The 16,125-nt window shown below is 63.4% G+C and carries 16 protein-coding genes and 1 tRNA gene; 13 read left to right on the forward strand and 4 right to left on the reverse strand.

Features of this window, described 5'->3' with window-relative positions; all coding sequences use genetic code 11:
* Positions 1–909, forward strand: coding sequence for a methionyl-tRNA formyltransferase (gene fmt, locus NCHOL11_RS08950; RefSeq protein ID WP_097092000.1), 909 nt, complete (start codon positions 1–3; stop codon positions 907–909).
* A 129-nt stretch (positions 910–1,038) separates the two neighbouring features.
* Complete coding sequence (gene truA / locus NCHOL11_RS08955; protein WP_097092001.1) at positions 1,039–1,776, forward strand: tRNA pseudouridine(38-40) synthase TruA; 738 nt, start codon at positions 1,039–1,041, stop codon at positions 1,774–1,776.
* 39 nt (positions 1,777–1,815) lie between these two features.
* On the opposite strand, the gene NCHOL11_RS08960 is transcribed toward truA, so the two are convergent.
* Positions 1,816–2,535: a queuosine precursor transporter gene (locus NCHOL11_RS08960; RefSeq protein ID WP_097092002.1), complete on the reverse strand. Its 720-nt coding sequence runs from the start codon at positions 2,533–2,535 to the stop codon at positions 1,816–1,818.
* Between the two features lie 88 nt (positions 2,536–2,623).
* Between NCHOL11_RS08960 and NCHOL11_RS08965 the strand changes: the two genes are divergently transcribed.
* Positions 2,624–2,700: transfer RNA gene (locus tag NCHOL11_RS08965), tRNA-Arg, on the forward strand.
* A gap of 94 nt (positions 2,701–2,794) precedes the next feature.
* Here the strand turns inward: NCHOL11_RS08965 and NCHOL11_RS08970 are convergent.
* Together NCHOL11_RS08970 and fsa are read right to left on the reverse strand one after the other, a co-directional pair.
* Positions 2,795–3,145, reverse strand: a complete 351-nt coding sequence (locus NCHOL11_RS08970) for an antibiotic biosynthesis monooxygenase family protein (RefSeq protein ID WP_097092003.1) — start codon at positions 3,143–3,145, stop codon at positions 2,795–2,797.
* A 180-nt stretch (positions 3,146–3,325) separates the two neighbouring features.
* A complete protein-coding gene (gene fsa, locus NCHOL11_RS08975; protein ID WP_097092004.1) occupies positions 3,326–3,979 on the reverse strand; it encodes a fructose-6-phosphate aldolase in 654 nt (217 codons plus the stop codon).
* Between the two features lie 140 nt (positions 3,980–4,119).
* Between fsa and NCHOL11_RS08980 the strand changes: the two genes are divergently transcribed.
* The 4 genes from NCHOL11_RS08980 to NCHOL11_RS08995 all read left to right on the forward strand — a co-directional run bounded on the left by NCHOL11_RS08980 (position 4,120) and on the right by NCHOL11_RS08995 (position 8,097).
* A complete protein-coding gene (locus tag NCHOL11_RS08980) occupies positions 4,120–4,785 on the forward strand; it encodes a DUF2490 domain-containing protein (RefSeq protein WP_097092005.1) in 666 nt (221 codons plus the stop codon).
* 45 nt (positions 4,786–4,830) lie between these two features.
* A complete protein-coding gene (locus tag NCHOL11_RS08985; protein WP_097092006.1) occupies positions 4,831–7,002 on the forward strand; it encodes a primosomal protein N' in 2,172 nt (723 codons plus the stop codon).
* A gap of 14 nt (positions 7,003–7,016) precedes the next feature.
* Positions 7,017–7,187 carry a DUF1289 domain-containing protein gene (locus NCHOL11_RS08990; protein ID WP_176502209.1) on the forward strand — a complete coding sequence of 57 codons (171 nt, stop codon included), beginning with the start codon at positions 7,017–7,019 and terminating at the stop codon, positions 7,185–7,187.
* A gap of 118 nt (positions 7,188–7,305) precedes the next feature.
* Positions 7,306–8,097 (forward strand): hypothetical protein, encoded by a 792-nt coding sequence (locus NCHOL11_RS08995; protein WP_097092007.1) that lies wholly within the window; start codon positions 7,306–7,308, stop codon positions 8,095–8,097.
* A 17-nt stretch (positions 8,098–8,114) separates the two neighbouring features.
* Here NCHOL11_RS08995 and ada read toward each other — a convergent pair whose 3' ends face one another.
* A complete protein-coding gene (ada, locus tag NCHOL11_RS09000) occupies positions 8,115–9,179 on the reverse strand; it encodes a bifunctional DNA-binding transcriptional regulator/O6-methylguanine-DNA methyltransferase Ada (protein WP_097092008.1) in 1,065 nt (354 codons plus the stop codon).
* Positions 9,180–9,284: 105 nt separating this feature from the next.
* On the opposite strand from ada, the gene NCHOL11_RS09005 reads away from it, so the two are divergent.
* From NCHOL11_RS09005 to NCHOL11_RS09030, 6 genes are all read left to right on the forward strand, one after another.
* Positions 9,285–10,832 (forward strand): S1C family serine protease, encoded by a 1,548-nt coding sequence (locus NCHOL11_RS09005; RefSeq protein ID WP_097092850.1) that lies wholly within the window; start codon positions 9,285–9,287, stop codon positions 10,830–10,832.
* 185 nt (positions 10,833–11,017) lie between these two features.
* Positions 11,018–11,572, forward strand: a complete 555-nt coding sequence (locus NCHOL11_RS09010) for a F0F1 ATP synthase subunit delta (RefSeq protein ID WP_097092851.1) — start codon at positions 11,018–11,020, stop codon at positions 11,570–11,572.
* A gap of 2 nt (positions 11,573–11,574) precedes the next feature.
* Positions 11,575–13,104: a F0F1 ATP synthase subunit alpha gene (gene atpA / locus NCHOL11_RS09015; RefSeq protein WP_097092009.1), complete on the forward strand. Its 1,530-nt coding sequence runs from the start codon at positions 11,575–11,577 to the stop codon at positions 13,102–13,104.
* A 106-nt stretch (positions 13,105–13,210) separates the two neighbouring features.
* A complete protein-coding gene (locus tag NCHOL11_RS09020) occupies positions 13,211–14,095 on the forward strand; it encodes a F0F1 ATP synthase subunit gamma (RefSeq protein WP_097092010.1) in 885 nt (294 codons plus the stop codon).
* Between the two features lie 24 nt (positions 14,096–14,119).
* A complete protein-coding gene (atpD, locus tag NCHOL11_RS09025; RefSeq protein ID WP_097092011.1) occupies positions 14,120–15,565 on the forward strand; it encodes a F0F1 ATP synthase subunit beta in 1,446 nt (481 codons plus the stop codon).
* A gap of 154 nt (positions 15,566–15,719) precedes the next feature.
* The gene (locus tag NCHOL11_RS09030; protein WP_066524624.1) at positions 15,720–15,974 is read left to right on the forward strand and encodes an ATP synthase F1 subunit epsilon; all 255 of its coding nucleotides are present in this window, start codon (positions 15,720–15,722) and stop codon (positions 15,972–15,974) included.
* Positions 15,975–16,125: the final 151 nt, after the last annotated feature.

The raw sequence follows: 16,125 nt of genomic DNA on the forward strand, positions 1-16,125 counted from the left end.
ATGCGCATCATCTACATGGGAACCCCGGATTTCGCCGTCCCCGCCCTCGTCGCGCTGGCCAAGGCTGGGCACGAGGTCGTTGCGGTCTACAGCCAGCCGCCCCGTCCCGCCGGGCGCGGAAAGGCGCTGCGCCCCTCCCCGGTTCAGGCCCAGGCAGAGCAGATGGGCATAGAGGTGCGCACGCCCGTCTCGCTCAAGGACCCGGAGGTGCAATCCGCCTTCGCCGCGTTGAACGCCGATGTCGCTGTGGTGGCCGCCTATGGGCTTATCCTGCCGCGCGCCGTGCTGAATGCGCCCCGCTTTGGCTGCCTCAACATCCACGCGTCGCTCTTGCCCCGCTGGCGCGGCGCAGCTCCCATCCAGCGGGCAATCCTCTCAGGCGACAATGTAACCGGCGTCACGATCATGGACATGGAGGCTGGCCTCGACACCGGCCCGATGCGCGCAAAACATGTGACCCCGATCGAAGACAAGACGGCGGGCACCCTCACTGCCGAACTGGCGCAGGCAGGCGCGGAACTGATGGTGGAGGTACTGGACGACCTCCCCGCACACCCCCCTGTCCCGCAACCGGATGATGGCGTCACCTATGCGGCGAAGATCGACAAGAGCGAAGCCCGCATCGACTTCACTCGTGATGCACATCAGGTCGAACGGCAAATACGCGCATTCAATCCGGCGCCAGGCGCGTTCATGGAATATCGCGGCGAACGTTTCCGCATCCTCGCGGCCCATATCGAGGATCATAACGGCCAGCCCGGTGAGCTGCTCGACAATAGTCTGCTCATCGGCTGCGGTCACGGCGCGATCCGTCCCGCCCTCATCCAGCGCGCAGGCAAGGGCGCCATGTCTCCGGGCGAACTGCTCCGTGGATATGACATGCCCGCTGGGTCGCGCGTCGATGGCTAACGTCATCTCGCCTCCACCCCGTCATCCCAGCGGAAGCTGGGATCTCCGGCCATGTGGCACTCCCTCTCGCGAGATCCCAGCTTCCGCTGGGATGACGCATGAGAGGATTGAGATCGCGCCACCCTGCCCATGACCCGCTTCGCTTTCACCGTGGAATTTGACGGCCGCCCCTTCATGGGTTGGCAACGGCAATCGCATGGCCCCAGCGTCCAGCAGGCGTTGGAGGATGCCATCCAAGCCATCACCGGCGAGCGCGCAGTCATCCACGCCGCCGGGCGCACTGATGCAGGCGTCCATGCTCTTGCCATGCGCGCCCATGCCGACATCGACAAGCCGATCGCCCCCTTCCGCCTGATGGAAGCGATGAACGCACGCCTGCGGCCGAATCCGGTCGCGATCCTCGCCTGCGAAGTGGTGCCCGATGATTGGCACGCCCGCTTTTCCTGCGTCGGCCGCGCCTATGTCTATCGCATAGCCAACCGCCGCGCGCCGCTGACCTTCGAGGATGGCCTGTGCTGGCGCGTCATCCAGCCGCTCGACGCGGACGCCATGCAGGAAGCCGCCCAGCTCCTCGTCGGCCGCCACGACTTCACCACCTTCCGCTCCGCTCATTGCCAGGCCGAAAGCCCGCTCAAATCGCTCGATCGCCTCGACGTGGCACGGACAGGCGACCGGATCGCCGTCCATGCCGAAGCGCGCTCCTTCCTCCACCATCAGGTCCGCTCGATGGTCGGCTGTCTCGCGCTGGTCGGCATGGGCCGTTGGTCGGTCGACGACATGCGCGCCGCCCGCGATGCGAAGGACCGCGCGGCTCTAGGCCTCAACGCGCCCCCCGATGGCCTGTATTTCGTGAGAGCGGCCTACTAAAATCTCGTCATCCCAGCGAAAGCTGGGATCTCCAGCCCCCTAAAGCTTCGTCCGAAATGGCGTGAAATCCGTCCCCTCATCATAGACGTCCAGCCCCTCGGCGCGCTTCAGGCTGTTCACCACAACATAGGTCAAAGGCGTCAGCACCGCTTCCCATGTCACCTTCATCAGCCAGTTGGTGACCATCACGGTCAGCACCTGCGCATTGCTCCATTCCCCGAAAAAGGCCAGCGGATAGAAGAGCAAACTATCCACCCCCTGCCCGACGATCGTCGATCCGATCGTCCGCATCCACAAATGCCTGCCCTGTGTCAGCAGCTTCATCTTGGCCAGCACGAAGCTGTTGGCCAACTCCCCTGCCCAGAATGCCGCAAGCGACGCAAAGACGATGCGCCAGGTATTGCCGAACACCGCCTCATAAGCTGCCTGGTCCGGCCAGCCTTCCGCAGGCGGCAGCTTCACCACCACCCAGCTCATCAGCGCCATGAACAGCATCGCGCCAAAGCCCGCCCACACGCATCGGCGGGCACGGGCATAGCCATAGACTTCCGTAAGCACGTCGCCCAGCACATAGCCGAGCGGAAAGAAAAGGATGCCAGCACCGAATGTAAAGCCGCCCACGGTGGACAGCTTGGCCGCTCCGATCAGGTTCGACAGCAACAATATGGCGACGAACGCCGCGATGAAGAAATCGAAATAGCGCATCGGCCGCTCGCGAAGCGCCTGCGCATCGATTTTCTGAACCCCCAAATCGGTCATGGGGCCCCTGCATATCGGCCTGCCGCGCAATTGCAATGGCAGGCATGATTGCGCGCAGGCACAAGCCCGGCTATCGAAGCGCCAATGCGGCCCCGTAGCTCAGCTGGATAGAGCATTCGCCTTCTAAGCGAATGGTCACAGGTTCGAATCCTGTCGGGGTCGCCATACTCCCTACAAGCGCCAGCCCAGCAGCAGCATCAGCAACCCGGCGATCAGGATCGCGGCGGCCAGGAAGCCCCAGCCGAAATCAAGGTCGTTCCTATTCGCCATCGAGCGGACTGTCGTCCGGCCGCGCCCGCATCAGCAGGTCGTCGGTCACCGTCATGGTGAAGATCGGGTCGGCGTCCGCTGGCACTTCAGCGATCGCATCGACAAAGGCGGCGCGGGTTTCCGGCTCGTCATAGACCATCTTCCGGTCGAACGCCGCGCGCCAGGTCTCTTCGTCCGGCCATTCCGCATAGCCGACGAAGCGCCCATCCGCGTCGCGATGGAGCCGCGATCCGTAGCTGCCATATTTCTCCCGGATCAGGTCAGTTCCCCGCCGCCATGCCGCGCGGAACTGATCTTCCTTTCCGGGATGCACCCGCCACCAGTAAACCGCGACGAACATCGCACCTCTCCTTCAGGGAGAGAATGACGCAGCGGGTCAGAGGTTGCGCCCCCTTGGCGCGCCTCCCCTCCGTTCGGGCTGAGCTTGTCGAAGCCTCTTACTTTTCCAACAAGGAAGAGCCCTTCGACAGGCTCAGGGCGAACGGGTTTTTTGCCTAGCTTCCAGAGATTGATACCAGGATCAGAGAACCGACTGCCCGGTCTTCTCCCAGTCCGCCAGGAACCCCGCGATGCCCTTGTCGGTCAGCACATGGTTGAACAGCGCCTTGATGACCGAAGGCGGCGCCGTCATTACGTCCGCGCCGATCTTCGCGCTTTCCAGCACATGGATCGGGTGGCGCACGCTTGCCACCAAAATTTCCGTGTCGAACGCATAATTGTCGTAGATGAGGCGAATGTCCTCGATCAGCTTCATGCCGTCGAAGCCATTGTCATCATGCCGCCCGACAAAGGGGGAAATGAAGGTCGCGCCCGCCTTCGCCGCCAGCAGCGCCTGGTTGGCGGAGAAACACAGCGTCACGTTCACTTGTACGCCCTCGCTGGTCAGCGCCTTGCAGGTCTTGAGGCCGTCGATCGTCAGCGGCACCTTGATGCAGACATTGTCCGCGATCTTCCGCAGCACGGCGGCTTCCTTCATCATCGTCTCATGGTCGAGAGCGACGACTTCGGCGGAGACGGGGCCGTCGACGATGGCGCAGATTTCCTCGACCACTTCCACGAACTTGCGGCCCGACTTGTGGATCAGCGACGGGTTGGTGGTGACACCGTCCAGCAGGCCAGTGGCGGCCAGGTCGCGGATTTCGTTGGTGTCGGCGGTATCGACGAAGAACTTCATGGGGTCTGCTCCGGGCGGGATGTGCGAATCGGCTCCCCTTTAGCGGCTGATCCCGCCTTTAGCCATTATTGCCAGCGGCAGGCTTTACGGAAACAGCTCCGTAACATTATGACGGCGGCACCTTTCCAAAGGACCGATCAATGCACCGCCATATGCGCCCGCACCACATCAAGGGCGCGCTTCTCCCGTTGGCTGCGGCCTGCGCCACGCCCACCGCTGCTGCCACCGAAGAGTCGCAAGCCTGGATCACCGAATCCCTGGTCGTTACAGCCACCCCAGCCGACACGATCACGCTCGACCTCAGTCAGCGTTTCCGCCGCGAAAGCTCCAATGGAGAGCAGCAGACGGCCCGCATCCTCATCGACCATCGCATAGCCAGGGGCGTCCAGATCGGCGGCGGCATCGCCTTCTTCCACTCCGAACCGGAACAGGAGCTGCGCCTGTTCCAGCAGGCCACCTTCACGCGCGGCATCTTCCTCGCCCGCACCCGGATGGAGCAACGCTTCTTCGACACGGCCGACCGGCCAAGCTGGCGGCTCCGTCAGAGGGTTCAGGCGTCCATTCCCCTCGGCTCATCAAAGGCCCCTACGCTCATCGCCGCGACGGAGTTCTTCTTCCACTTGAACCGCGCGAAGCCCAGCGACAAGACCGGCCTTGCCGTCATGCGCCAGCAGGTCGGCCTGCGCCAGCCACTCGGCAGATCGCTGGACGCGCAGCTGCTCTACATGCGGCAACAGACCTTCCGCGACAACGCACCCGACGCCGTCGCCCATATCCCCTGGCTCACCCTCAGCTGGAAAATCTGAACGCGCCGCCTTGCCTCCCGCCCTTGAGGCGATAGGGAGAGGCGGATGAGTTCGCGCGCCCGTGTCATCCTGCTGAACGCTGCCCTTGGGCCGCTCGACTATCGCGTGCCGCACGGCATGACCGTGCAGCCCGGCAGCATCATCGTCGCCCCGCTCGGCCCCCGTCAGCTTATCGGCGTGGTGTGGGAAGAGGATAGCTTCCCCGATGTCGAAAGCGTCGGCGACAACCGCCTGCGCAACATCGTGGGACCAGTCGACGCGCCTCCGATCCCCGAAACCCTCCGCCGCCTGATCGAGTGGACGGCGGACTATTATCTCGCGCCCATCGCATCGGTGCTGCGCATGACGCTGGCGTCCATGTCGGCGCTGGAGGGCGCACGCACCGTCATCGAATATCGCGCCACCGGCGACCTGCCCGATCGCATGACCGAACAGCGCGCCCAGGCGATGGAGCGCATCGGCGAGCGGCAGGGCCTGATCCGCGAACTGGCGCTGATCGGCGGAGTCAGCGATGCCGTCATCCGTGGCCTCGTGAAGGCAGGCGCGTTCGAAGCGGTGGAAGTCAGCATCGATACCCCCTTCCCCCGCCCCGACCCGGATCATGCGCCGCCGCAGCTATCCGACGGTCAGGCCAGCGCCGCAACCGAGTTCGTGAATGCCGTCCGACAACGCGACTTCGCCCCCTTCCTGCTCGACGGCGTCACCGGCTCGGGCAAGACGGAAGTCTATTTCGAAGCCATCGCCGCCGCCATTCGCGAAGGCCGCCAGGTCCTCGTCCTCCTGCCCGAGATCGCGCTGACCGAGCCTTTCCTCGAACGGTTCGAAAAGCGCTTCGGCACGGTGCCCATCAGCTGGCACAGCGGCCTGCGCCAATCCGAACGCCGCCGCGCATGGCGCGCCATCGCTTCGGGTGAGGCAGCAGTCGTCGTCGGTGCCCGCTCCGCCCTGTTTCTGCCCTATCCCAATCTCGGCCTCATCGTCGTCGATGAAGCGCATGAGGCCAGTTTCAAGCAGGAGGACGGCGTCCATTACCACGCCCGGGACGTCGCCGTGATGCGCGGGCTCATGGAAAAATTCCCCGTCATCCTCGCGTCAGCCACGCCCGCCATCGAAACGCGGCATCAGGTCGAACTTGGCCGCTATCGCGAGATCAAGCTGCCCGCCCGCTTCGGCGGCGCGGAAATGCCTGGCATAGAGGGAATCAACCTCCTCACCGACCCGCCGGAACGCGGCCGCTGGATCGCCCCGCCCCTTATCAAGGCGATCGACGAGACGATGGAGAAGGGCGAACAGAGCCTCCTCTTCCTCAATCGCCGGGGCTATGCGCCGCTGACGCTGTGCCGCCATTGCGGCTATCGTTTCCAATGCCCCAATTGCACCGCCTGGATGGTCGAACATCGCCTGACCAAGCGCCTCGCCTGCCATCATTGCGGTCACGTCATCCCCTCGCCCCGCTTCTGCCCGGAATGCAAGGAAGAGGACAGCCTGGTCGCCTGCGGCCCCGGCGTCGAACGCATCGCGGACGAGGTGAAGGCGCTCTGGCCACAGGCGCGCACCGCCATTGTGACCTCGGACACGCTCTGGTCGCCAGCCAAGGCCGCCGAGTTCGTGAAGTCTGTGGAGGCAGGCGCGGTCGACATCATCATCGGCACGCAACTGGTGACGAAGGGCTATCACTTCCCCAACCTCACGCTGGTGGGCGTTATCGATGCCGACCTTGGCCTTGAAGGCGGCGACCTGCGCGCATCCGAGCGCACTTTTCAACAGATCGTCCAGGTCGCTGGCCGCGCGGGCCGTGGGCAAAAGCCCGGCCGCGTCTTCATCCAGACCCGCATGCCCGAAGCCGAAGTCATCAAGGCGCTGATCGCGGGCGATTCGGAACGCTTCTACGAAGTGGAGACGGAGAACCGCCGCCGCGCCAACGCCCCGCCCTTCGGCCGCTTCGCCGCCATCATCATCTCCAGCGAGGATGCCGATGAAGCCGCCCAGGTTGCCCGCCTGATCGGCAAGTCCGCCCCGCCGATCGACGGCATGCGCGTCTACGGCCCCGCGCCCGCGCCCCTCTCCGTCCTGCGAGGCCGCCATCGCCACCGCCTGCTGATCCACGCCAGCCGCCAGATCGATGTGCAGTCGGCAATCCGGGAGTGGCTGGACAACATCACCTGGAAGTCAGGGACGCGCGTCGCCGTGGATGTCGACCCCTACAGCTTCATGTGATGGCCTAAGCGCTTATGGAAAGTCCCTGCGTCAACATCTGCAAGCTGGACAAAGCAGGCCGCACCTGCACCGGCTGCGGCCGCACAACCGAAGAAATCGCGCGCTGGCGCGGCATGAGCAAGGCGCAGCGGCAAGCGATCATGGAGCGGCTGAAGCGATCGCGTGACGAACGCAATGGGCGATGACTTTTCACGACCAGTTTTTGCCGTTTGCGCTGGATCGGTGCATCCGCAACAATGAACATTGTTTATGATCAGAATGAAGTATGGCCTGTCGCCACCATGGGGCAATTAGGGGTGGTTTGTGGACGACGTGAAAATCGAGGAAATCGACCGTATAGCAGCGCGTAATTTCATACGCGAAGATACGGCCCGCCGTTATGGGATTGCGCGAAAGCTTTCCGATTTCGAGAAGCGGGTGGTCAATGAGGCTGAAGCCCTTGGCGAATATGCCCGAGATTGTGACACTCGCACATTTTGCATCCTCGTTGGCTCTTTTTTGGAGGACACGTTCAAGGCTAATTTCGTTGAGCAGTGGAACATTGAGAAAAAGCAAGTAGCCGACTTCTTTGGCTCGAATGGCCCGCTTAGCACATTCTCACAGCGCCTAATAATTGCGGCGGGTCTTGATTGGTTGCCTCCTGTTTTGCAGAATGAAGCCAAGCTTCTGAAAAACATACGTAATGAATTGGCGCACAATCACCGGGTACACACCCTCACTCAAGAACCGCTCCTAAGCTGGGCCAACAGCCTGAGGGAGATTGAGAAGACATGGCTGACCTCGCCGGATGGTCGATATGCTGCTGCCTATAATTCGGCGGACACTGAGAGGCGATTGCGGGTGCGCGTGTTTTCACAATCACTGATGATCCTGTCTGCCGCGATGAAAAATCCGAGGCTCATCGCGAACTCTCTGCCTCCTGGCTATCGGGAAGAAGGCTGGGAAGGTTTGATGGACATCGAGAAGGCATTGATAGATGTGATGATCCGGCAGGCATACTTTTGCATTTGGTATTCCGCCGAGTGTATCGAACAGCGATACTGCCTGATCGTTAGCTATTCTCATAGCACCGCTCCGAAGCGGCATGTCCGCTAACCACCCAAAAGCGCCCCTCAATCGACTCCTCTTTCCCGCTCCAGCAGCACCTTCTTCCGCTCCACGCCATAGGCATAGCCACCCAAGCTCCCATCGCCGCGCAACACGCGATGGCAGGGGATCAACACCGCCAGCCCATTATCCCCGCAAGCAGTCCCAGCCGCACGTACTGCACCCGGCCTCCCGATGGCAGCGGCAATCTCCCCATAACTGCGCGTCTCACCCGCCGGTATCGCCCGCAGCGCGCTCCACACCGCCTGCTGAAAGGCGGTGCCGCGCACGTCCATGGGCACATCGACCGGCCGCCCCGGCTCCTCAATCAATTGCACCACCTGCCCCGCCAGCGCGCTCAACGTTCCCTCGCCCGGCAGAATCTCCGCCTTGGGAAAGCGTCGCCGCAAATCGTCCTCGCCCTCATCGAAACTGACCCGACAAAGCCCTTTGGCCGTGGCCGCGACCAACACAGGCCCCAAACTGGATCCCATCACCACATAACGGATCGTGACGCCCCGCCCGCCATCCTTCCAGGCGCTTGGGCTCATACCCAGATGCCGCTCCGCATCGGCATAGGCGCGGCTGGGCGCATTATATCCCGCCTCATAAATCGCACTGGTGACGCTGCCCTCTTCCTCCAGAGCCGCCTTCAGCCGTTCCGCACGCAGAGATCGAGCGTAGGCGGCCGGTGTCAGCCCCGTCTCCCGCTTGAACAGCCGGTGGAAATGATGCGGCGCATAGCCCGCATGCGCGGCGACCTGTTCCAGCGAGGGCGCTATCTCTGAAGCCGCGATGAAGGCTTTCGCCGCCTCCACGGCGACCCTGTCCCGCCCGACCTCATCCGGCAGACAGCGCAGGCATGCCCGAAATCCAGCCTGCCGCGCCGCAGCCGGATCGGCAAGAAAGATCATATTCTCTCGCCTTGGATGCCGCGCCGCGCAACTTGGCTTGCAGTAGATGCCGGTCGTCAGCACCGCGCCCACGAAGCGCCCATCCATGGCCCGGTCCCGCCGCAGGAACGCGTCCCAGCAGGCATCATCATTCAGCGCCAACGGCGTCGAGGCGGAAAGGTCGGTCATCTGGTTCATCCATATGGGATAGCAGGCGCGATCGGGCCAGCCTTCCCGCGCCTTGCGCTCAAAGCAATTCTGCCATTGCCTCCGCCGGGCTTTACCATATGAATGCGCCGCATCATGGTCGCATTTCTTCGCCGTCTCTGCCTCCTCCTGGCCCTTGCCTTGCCTGCCGCCGCGCGGGCGGAACAGCAGGATATCGCCGCCGCCGCGCGCGGCGTCGTCCGCATCGCCATCGTGGCGACCGATGGCAGCGATGCCTATTTCGTCGGCCATGGCAGCGGCTTTGCCGTCGCGCCGGACAAGGTGCTGACCAACGCCCATGTCGTTGAACTGACGCGCGAGGAAAAGAACCTCGTCATCGGCGTCATCCCTTCGGAAGGGCGCAAAAGCTATGGCGGCCGCGTCATCGCCTATTCGCCCGGCAACGACCTCGCGCTCATCCAGCTGGAGGAAGGCCGCCTGCCGGTGAGCACCTTCTACGGCGGCGCCGTCAGCGACGGGCAGCATGTGACGGCGATCGGCTATCCCGGCAATGTCGACCGCGCGCAGGGCCTTGGTCTCAAGCAGATGATCGAACCGCTCGGCACCGTAAAGACCAGCGGCAATGTGTCCTCCGGCCGCTCCAGCCAGAGCTTCGACACGATCCTCCATACCGCACCCCTTGCTGCCGGGAACAGCGGCGGGCCTTTGGTGGATGATTGCGGCCGGGTGCTCGGCGTCAACAGCTTCGGATCGATCTCGGACGGCAATGACGCGGAGTTCGGATTTGCCGTGTCCTGGCGCGAAGTGGCATCCTTCCTGCGTCAGGCGGGCGTGTCCTCGCTCCATACCGTCGTCCCCTGCCGCTCCATGGCGGAGGCGGACGCTGCCGAAGCCATGCTGACGCAGCGGGAGGCGCAGCGCAGCGAACAATCCGAGCGCGCCAAGGCCGATGCCCGCGAAGCTGAACTGGACAAGGCCCGCGACGCCGCCGAGCGCGACGTCATCTCCGGCCGTGAAAATGCGATGGCGGGCGCGGCTGTCCTGCTGGCGCTGGCAGTGCTTGGCCTTGGCGCAGGCGGGCTTTTCTACAGCCAGGGCCGCGAACGCCGCGCCACATGGTTCCTCGCGGGCGGAGGCGTGCTGCTGTTCGGCGCGCTCGCGCTGTTTTTCCTGAAGCCCAGCTTTTCCAGCATCGATGACCGGGTAAAGCTCGCCGCCAGCGACCAGGTCACGGGCAACAGCGCCTATGCGTGGGAAGGCGAAAATATCTGCGCGATCGATCTCGATCGCAGCCGCGTCACCATATCGCAGGCGAACGACATCCCCTTCAACTGGACCGCGTCCGGCTGCGCCAATGGCAACAGCCAATATGTGACCGCCGGCAATGATTGGGAACGCGCCACCATCCCCGAAAGCGGCAACTTCATCGCGCTGAGCCGCTTCGACCCCGCAACCGGCACATTGCGCGTCCAGCGCTGGCTGCCCGATGGCGACACGATGGACAAGGCACGCGCGCTGCTGAAGGATGGGCCGATCAAGGAGTGCGGCAACAATCCCGATCTCCTCGCCCGCATAGCCTCGCTGCGCAGCGACCTTGGCGCACTCCTGCCCGCCCAGCCCAACGAGCGCCTCGTCTACCGCTGCCGCAAGGGACGGCTCGCCCCGGCCGACCCGGCGAACTGAAGCGATCCGCGCGGTAAAGCGCGCCGCTTATTCGCTTCGATTCCATCCTTGTGACGGAATCGCGTTCCATGGCTTGCATAGTCATAATCCCGCTGCTAACCGGCCCGGCAACAGGGGATCGGGACGGATAGACCGCGCCCCTCTTTTTTGCATGACCGGCAAATCAATTGGAGGACGGTAAGCGCGTGGAGACTACCGGCGGCATTCAGGCCAGCCTCAGCGGACGCTACGCGGTTGCGCTGTTCGATCTGGCTCGCGACGGCAACGCCCTCGACACCGTGGCGGCCAGCCTCGGCGCGATCAAGGCGGCGATTGCCGAATCGGCTGATTTCAAGAGCCTGATCAATAATCCCGTGCTCAGCCGCGACGCAGCGGGCAAAACGATCGCGGCGGTCGCATCCTCCATGGGGATCGACGCGCTGACGACCAAGTTCCTGGGCGTTCTGGCGGCTAACCGCCGCCTCTCGCAGCTGCCCGCGGTTATCCGCGCCTATGAAACGCTTCTTTCGAATCACAAGGGCGAAGTCCGCGCGGAAGTCACCAGCGCACATCCGCTCGATTCGAACCAAGTCACCGCCCTGCAGCAGAATCTGCGGGCGCGCGTCGGCCGCGAAGTCGCGCTCGATGCAAAGGTCGATCCCGCGATCCTGGGCGGGCTGGTCGTCAAGATCGGCAGCCAGATGATCGATTCCTCCATCCGCACCCGTTTGAATAGTCTCGCCCAGGCGATGAAAGGCTGAACATGGATATCAACGCCGCAGAAATTTCGAAGGTCATCAAGGACCAGATCGCCAATTTCGGCACCGAAGCGCAGGTGAGCGAAGTCGGTTCCGTGCTGACCGTGGGTGACGGCATTGCCCGCGTCCACGGCCTCGACAACGTCCAGGCGGGCGAAATGGTCGAGTTCGCCAATGGCGTGCAGGGCATGGCGCTCAACCTCGAAGCCGACAATGTCGGCGTCGTGATCTTCGGCTCCGACGCCGAGATCAAGGAGGGCGACACCGTCAAGCGTACCGGCACCATCGTGGACGTTCCCGTAGGCAAGGGCCTGCTCGGCCGCGTGGTCGACGGCCTCGGCAACCCGATCGATGGCAAGGGCCCGATCCAGTACACCGAGCGCAAGCGCGTTGAAGTCAAGGCTCCGGGCATCATCCCCCGCAAGTCGGTGCACGAGCCCGTGCAGACCGGCCTGAAGGCGATCGACGCCCTCGTCCCCGTTGGCCGTGGCCAGCGCGAGCTGATCATCGGTGACCGCCAGACCGGCAAGACCGCTGTCGCGATCGACACCTTCATCAACCAGAAGGGCGTCAACGCTTCCGGCGACGAAAGCAAGAAGCTCTACTGCATCTACGTCGCCGTCGGCCAGAAGCGCTCGACCGTCGCGCAGATCGTCAAGCAGCTCGAAGAAAATGGCGCGATGGAATATTCGATCGTCGTCGCCGCGACCGCTTCGGAGCCCGCTCCGCTTCAGTATCTGGCGCCCTACACCGGCGTCACCATGGGCGAATTCTTCCGCGACAACGGCATGCATGCCGTGATCGTCTATGACGACCTCTCCAAACAGGCCGTCGCCTATCGTCAGATGTCGCTGCTGCTGCGTCGTCCTCCGGGCCGCGAAGCTTATCCCGGCGACGTTTTCTATCTGCACAGCCGCCTGCTGGAACGCGCTGCCAAGATGAACGACGCCAATGGCGCCGGCTCGCTGACCGCGCTGCCGATCATCGAAACCCAGGCAGGCGACGTGTCGGCCTATATTCCGACCAACGTGATTTCGATCACCGACGGCCAGATCTTCCTCGAAACCAACCTCTTCTACCAGGGCATCCGTCCGGCCATTAACGTCGGCCTGTCGGTGTCGCGCGTCGGTTCCGCCGCGCAGACCAAGGCGATGAAGAAGGTTTCGGGCTCGATCAAGCTGGAGCTGGCGCAGTACCGCGAAATGGCGGCGTTCGCCCAGTTCGGTTCGGACCTCGACGCTTCGACCCAGAAGCTGCTGAACCGTGGCGCGCGCCTCACTGAACTGCTGAAGCAGGCTCAGTTCTCGCCGCTGCCCTTCGAAGAGCAGACCGCGTCGATCTTCGCCGGCACCAACGGCTATCTCGACAACGTCGCCGTCAAGGACGTGACCCGCTACGAAGAGCTGATGCTCGCCTATCTGCGTCACGACCATGCCGACGTTCTCGCCGCGATCCGCGACAGCAAGGATCTGGGCGACGACGCCAAGAGCAAGCTGAAGGCCGCGCTCGACAGCTTCGGCAAGACGTTTGCGTAAAGGATAATCCGTCATCCCAGCGAAGGCTGGGATCTCAGGCCTCGAAGGTTCAACCTGGAGGCACGAGATCCTGACCTTCGTCAGGATGACGAACAGAAGGTTCGTCATGGCCAGCCTCAAGGAACTGAAGATCCGCATCGGGTCGGTGAAATCGACCCAGAAGATCACCAAGGCGAAGCAGATGGTCGCCGCGGCCAAGCTGCGCAAGGCGCAGGCTGCCGCCGAAGCAGCGCGTCCCTATTCCAGCCGTCTAGAAGCCGTGGTCGCCAGCCTCGCCTCGAAGATCGCGGGCGGTTCGGGCGAAGGCGCGTCGCCGCTGCTCGCCGGCACCGGCAAGGATGACGTTCATCTGCTGGTCGTCGCCAACTCCGACCGTGGCCTTGCTGGCGCGTTCAACGCCAACATCGTCAAGGCTGCGCGCGCCAAGGCGGACGAACTGATCGCGCAGGGCAAGACCGTTCGTTTCTACCTGATCGGCCGCAAGGGTCGTCCGGTGATCAACCGCACCTTCCCCGGCATGATCGTCGCGCAGTTCGACACCACCGGTGTCAAGGAACCCGGCTTCAACCAGGCGTCCGAAATCGCGCATGAACTGACCGACATGTATCTGAACGGCAAGTTCGACGTCGCGCACCTCTTCTACTCGCAGTTCAAGTCGGCGCTCGCGCAGATTCCGACCGAACAGCAGATCATCCCGGTGAAGATCCCTGCCGATGCCGACCGCAACGCCATCGGCGCGACGGTGGAATATGAACCGAGCGAGGAAGCGATCCTCGACGACCTGTTGCCGCGCAACGTCACGGTACAGATCTTCAAGGCGCTGCTGGAAAACAACGCGTCCGAACAGGGCGCATCGATGACCGCCATGGACAATGCGACCCGCAACGCCGGCGACCTCATCAACAAGCTGACCATCCAGTATAACCGCAGCCGTCAGGCGGCGATCACCACCGAACTGGTCGAAATCATCTCGGGCGCGGAAGCCCTCTAAGATCACGCACGCAAGGAAGCAGTCATGGCAACCACCAACAATGTAGGCCGCATTTCGCAGGTCATCGGCGCCGTCGTCGACGTGACCTTCCCCGATGCGCTCCCCGCTATTCTCTCGGCGCTGGAAACCAGCAACAACGGCAACCGCCTTGTTCTGGAAGTCGCCCAGCATCTGGGTGAAAACACCGTCCGCACCATCGCGATGGACTCGACCGACGGTCTGACCCGCGGTCAGGAAGTCACCGACACCGGCGCGCAGATCAGCGTTCCCGTCGGCCCGGCGACGCTCGGCCGCATCCTGAACGTCGTCGGTGAGCCGATCGACGAGCGTGGCCCTGTCGCCACCACCGTCACCGCCCCGATCCACGCCAAGGCTCCTGAGTTCGTCGACCAGTCGACCGACGCGTCGATCCTCGTCACCGGCATCAAGGTCATCGACCTTCTCGCCCCTTACGCAAAGGGCGGCAAGATCGGCCTGTTCGGCGGCGCGGGCGTCGGCAAGACCGTGCTCATCCAGGAACTGATCAACAACATCGCGAAGGGCCATGGCGGCACCTCCGTGTTCGCGGGCGTCGGTGAGCGTACCCGCGAAGGTAACGACCTCTATCACGAATTCCTCGACGCAGGCGTTATCGCCAAGGACGCCGACGGCAACGCGATCAGCGAAGGTTCGAAGGTGGCGCTGGTTTATGGCCAGATGAACGAGCCCCCGGGCGCCCGCGCTCGCGTCGCTCTGTCGGGCCTCACCATCGCGGAATATTTCCGCGACCAGGAAGGCCAGGACGTGCTCTTCTTCGTCGACAACATCTTCCGCTTCACCCAGGCGGGCGCGGAAGTGTCGGCTCTGCTCGGCCGTATTCCTTCGGCCGTGGGTTACCAGCCGACCCTGTCGACCGACATGGGCGCGCTGCAGGAGCGCATCACCTCGACCAACAAGGGTTCGATCACCTCGGTTCAGGCCGTGTACGTCCCCGCAGACGACTTGACCGACCCGGCGCCTGCGACCTCGTTCGCGCACTTGGACGCCACCACCGTTCTCAACCGCGCCATTTCGGAACTCGGCATCTATCCGGCGGTCGATCCGCTGGACTCGACCAGCCGCGTTCTGGAACCCCGCGTCGTTGGCCAGGAGCACTATGAAACCGCCCGTGCGGTTCAGGCGATCCTGCAGAAGTACAAGTCGCTTCAGGACATCATCGCGATCCTGGGCATGGACGAGCTGTCGGAAGAAGATAAGCTGACCGTCGCCCGCGCGCGCAAGATCCAGAAGTTCCTGTCGCAGCCCTTCCACGTCGCCGAAGTCTTCACCGGCATCTCGGGCAAGTTCGTCCAGATCGAAGACACGGTGAAGTCGTTCAAGGCCGTGGTCGAAGGCGAATATGACCATCTGCCCGAGAACGCCTTCTACATGGTCGGCGGCATCGACGAAGCCATCGAAAAGGCAAAGAAGCTGGCCGCCGAAGCGGCGTAAGCTCCACAATGTCCCCCTCCCGCAAGCGGGAGGGGATTAAAGGGTGGGCCGCGAGCGGCGCGAGCTTCGACCTATCCCGAAAAGTTGCAACGATTGCTTCGCAATCGACCCACCCCAACCCCTCCCTTGAAAGGGAGGGGCTAAGGAAGCGAAAATGGCACTGCATTTCGAACTCGTGACCCCGGAAAAGCTCGTCCGCTCGGAAGAGGTCTATCAGGTCGTCGTCCCCGGCACCGATGGCGACTTCGGCGTGTTGGAGGGCCACGCGCCCTTCATGTCCACCGTCCGCGACGGCGCGATCCAGATTTTCGCCTCGGCCGGTTCGGCTCCCGAAGTCATCCCCGTCCAGGGCGGCTTTGCTGAGGTCAATGAAAAGGGCCTGACCGTCCTTGCGGAGCATGCTGGCTAAGCCAAAGCGCACCTCCTGATCCGTTTGCCCAAGAAGGCCGCGTTCGCCAAGGAACGCGGCCTTCTTGCATTGCGGCACGGAGCGCGCTCGCCTCGGCCATTAGCCATTTGTCAAAGTTTCCGGCCTATTCACCATCTCCAGCCATATTTGA

It is taken from the genome of Novosphingobium sp. Chol11 (assembly GCF_900218065.1).
In the GTDB taxonomy this organism is placed as follows: Bacteria; Pseudomonadota; Alphaproteobacteria; order Sphingomonadales; family Sphingomonadaceae; genus Sphingobium; species Sphingobium agri.

What these genes read in the sequence shown, in the direction of transcription:
- fmt (WP_097092000.1), top strand. Translation starts at nt 1, where the DNA reads ATGCGCATCATCTACATGGGAACCCCGGATTTCGCCGTCCCCGCCCTC.
- truA (WP_097092001.1), top strand. Translation starts at nt 1,039, where the DNA reads ATGACCCGCTTCGCTTTCACCGTGGAATTTGACGGCCGCCCCTTCATG.
- NCHOL11_RS08960 (WP_097092002.1), bottom strand. Translation starts at nt 2,535, where the DNA reads ATGACCGATTTGGGGGTTCAGAAAATCGATGCGCAGGCGCTTCGCGAG.
- NCHOL11_RS08970 (WP_097092003.1), bottom strand. Translation starts at nt 3,145, where the DNA reads ATGTTCGTCGCGGTTTACTGGTGGCGGGTGCATCCCGGAAAGGAAGAT.
- fsa (WP_097092004.1), bottom strand. Translation starts at nt 3,979, where the DNA reads ATGAAGTTCTTCGTCGATACCGCCGACACCAACGAAATCCGCGACCTG.
- NCHOL11_RS08980 (WP_097092005.1), top strand. Translation starts at nt 4,120, where the DNA reads ATGCACCGCCATATGCGCCCGCACCACATCAAGGGCGCGCTTCTCCCG.
- NCHOL11_RS08985 (WP_097092006.1), top strand. Translation starts at nt 4,831, where the DNA reads ATGAGTTCGCGCGCCCGTGTCATCCTGCTGAACGCTGCCCTTGGGCCG.
- NCHOL11_RS08990 (WP_176502209.1), top strand. Translation starts at nt 7,017, where the DNA reads ATGGAAAGTCCCTGCGTCAACATCTGCAAGCTGGACAAAGCAGGCCGC.
- ada (WP_097092008.1), bottom strand. Translation starts at nt 9,179, where the DNA reads ATGAACCAGATGACCGACCTTTCCGCCTCGACGCCGTTGGCGCTGAAT.
- NCHOL11_RS09005 (WP_097092850.1), top strand. Translation starts at nt 9,285, where the DNA reads ATGGTCGCATTTCTTCGCCGTCTCTGCCTCCTCCTGGCCCTTGCCTTG.
- atpA (WP_097092009.1), top strand. Translation starts at nt 11,575, where the DNA reads ATGGATATCAACGCCGCAGAAATTTCGAAGGTCATCAAGGACCAGATC.
- NCHOL11_RS09020 (WP_097092010.1), top strand. Translation starts at nt 13,211, where the DNA reads ATGGCCAGCCTCAAGGAACTGAAGATCCGCATCGGGTCGGTGAAATCG.
- atpD (WP_097092011.1), top strand. Translation starts at nt 14,120, where the DNA reads ATGGCAACCACCAACAATGTAGGCCGCATTTCGCAGGTCATCGGCGCC.
- NCHOL11_RS09030 (WP_066524624.1), top strand. Translation starts at nt 15,720, where the DNA reads ATGGCACTGCATTTCGAACTCGTGACCCCGGAAAAGCTCGTCCGCTCG.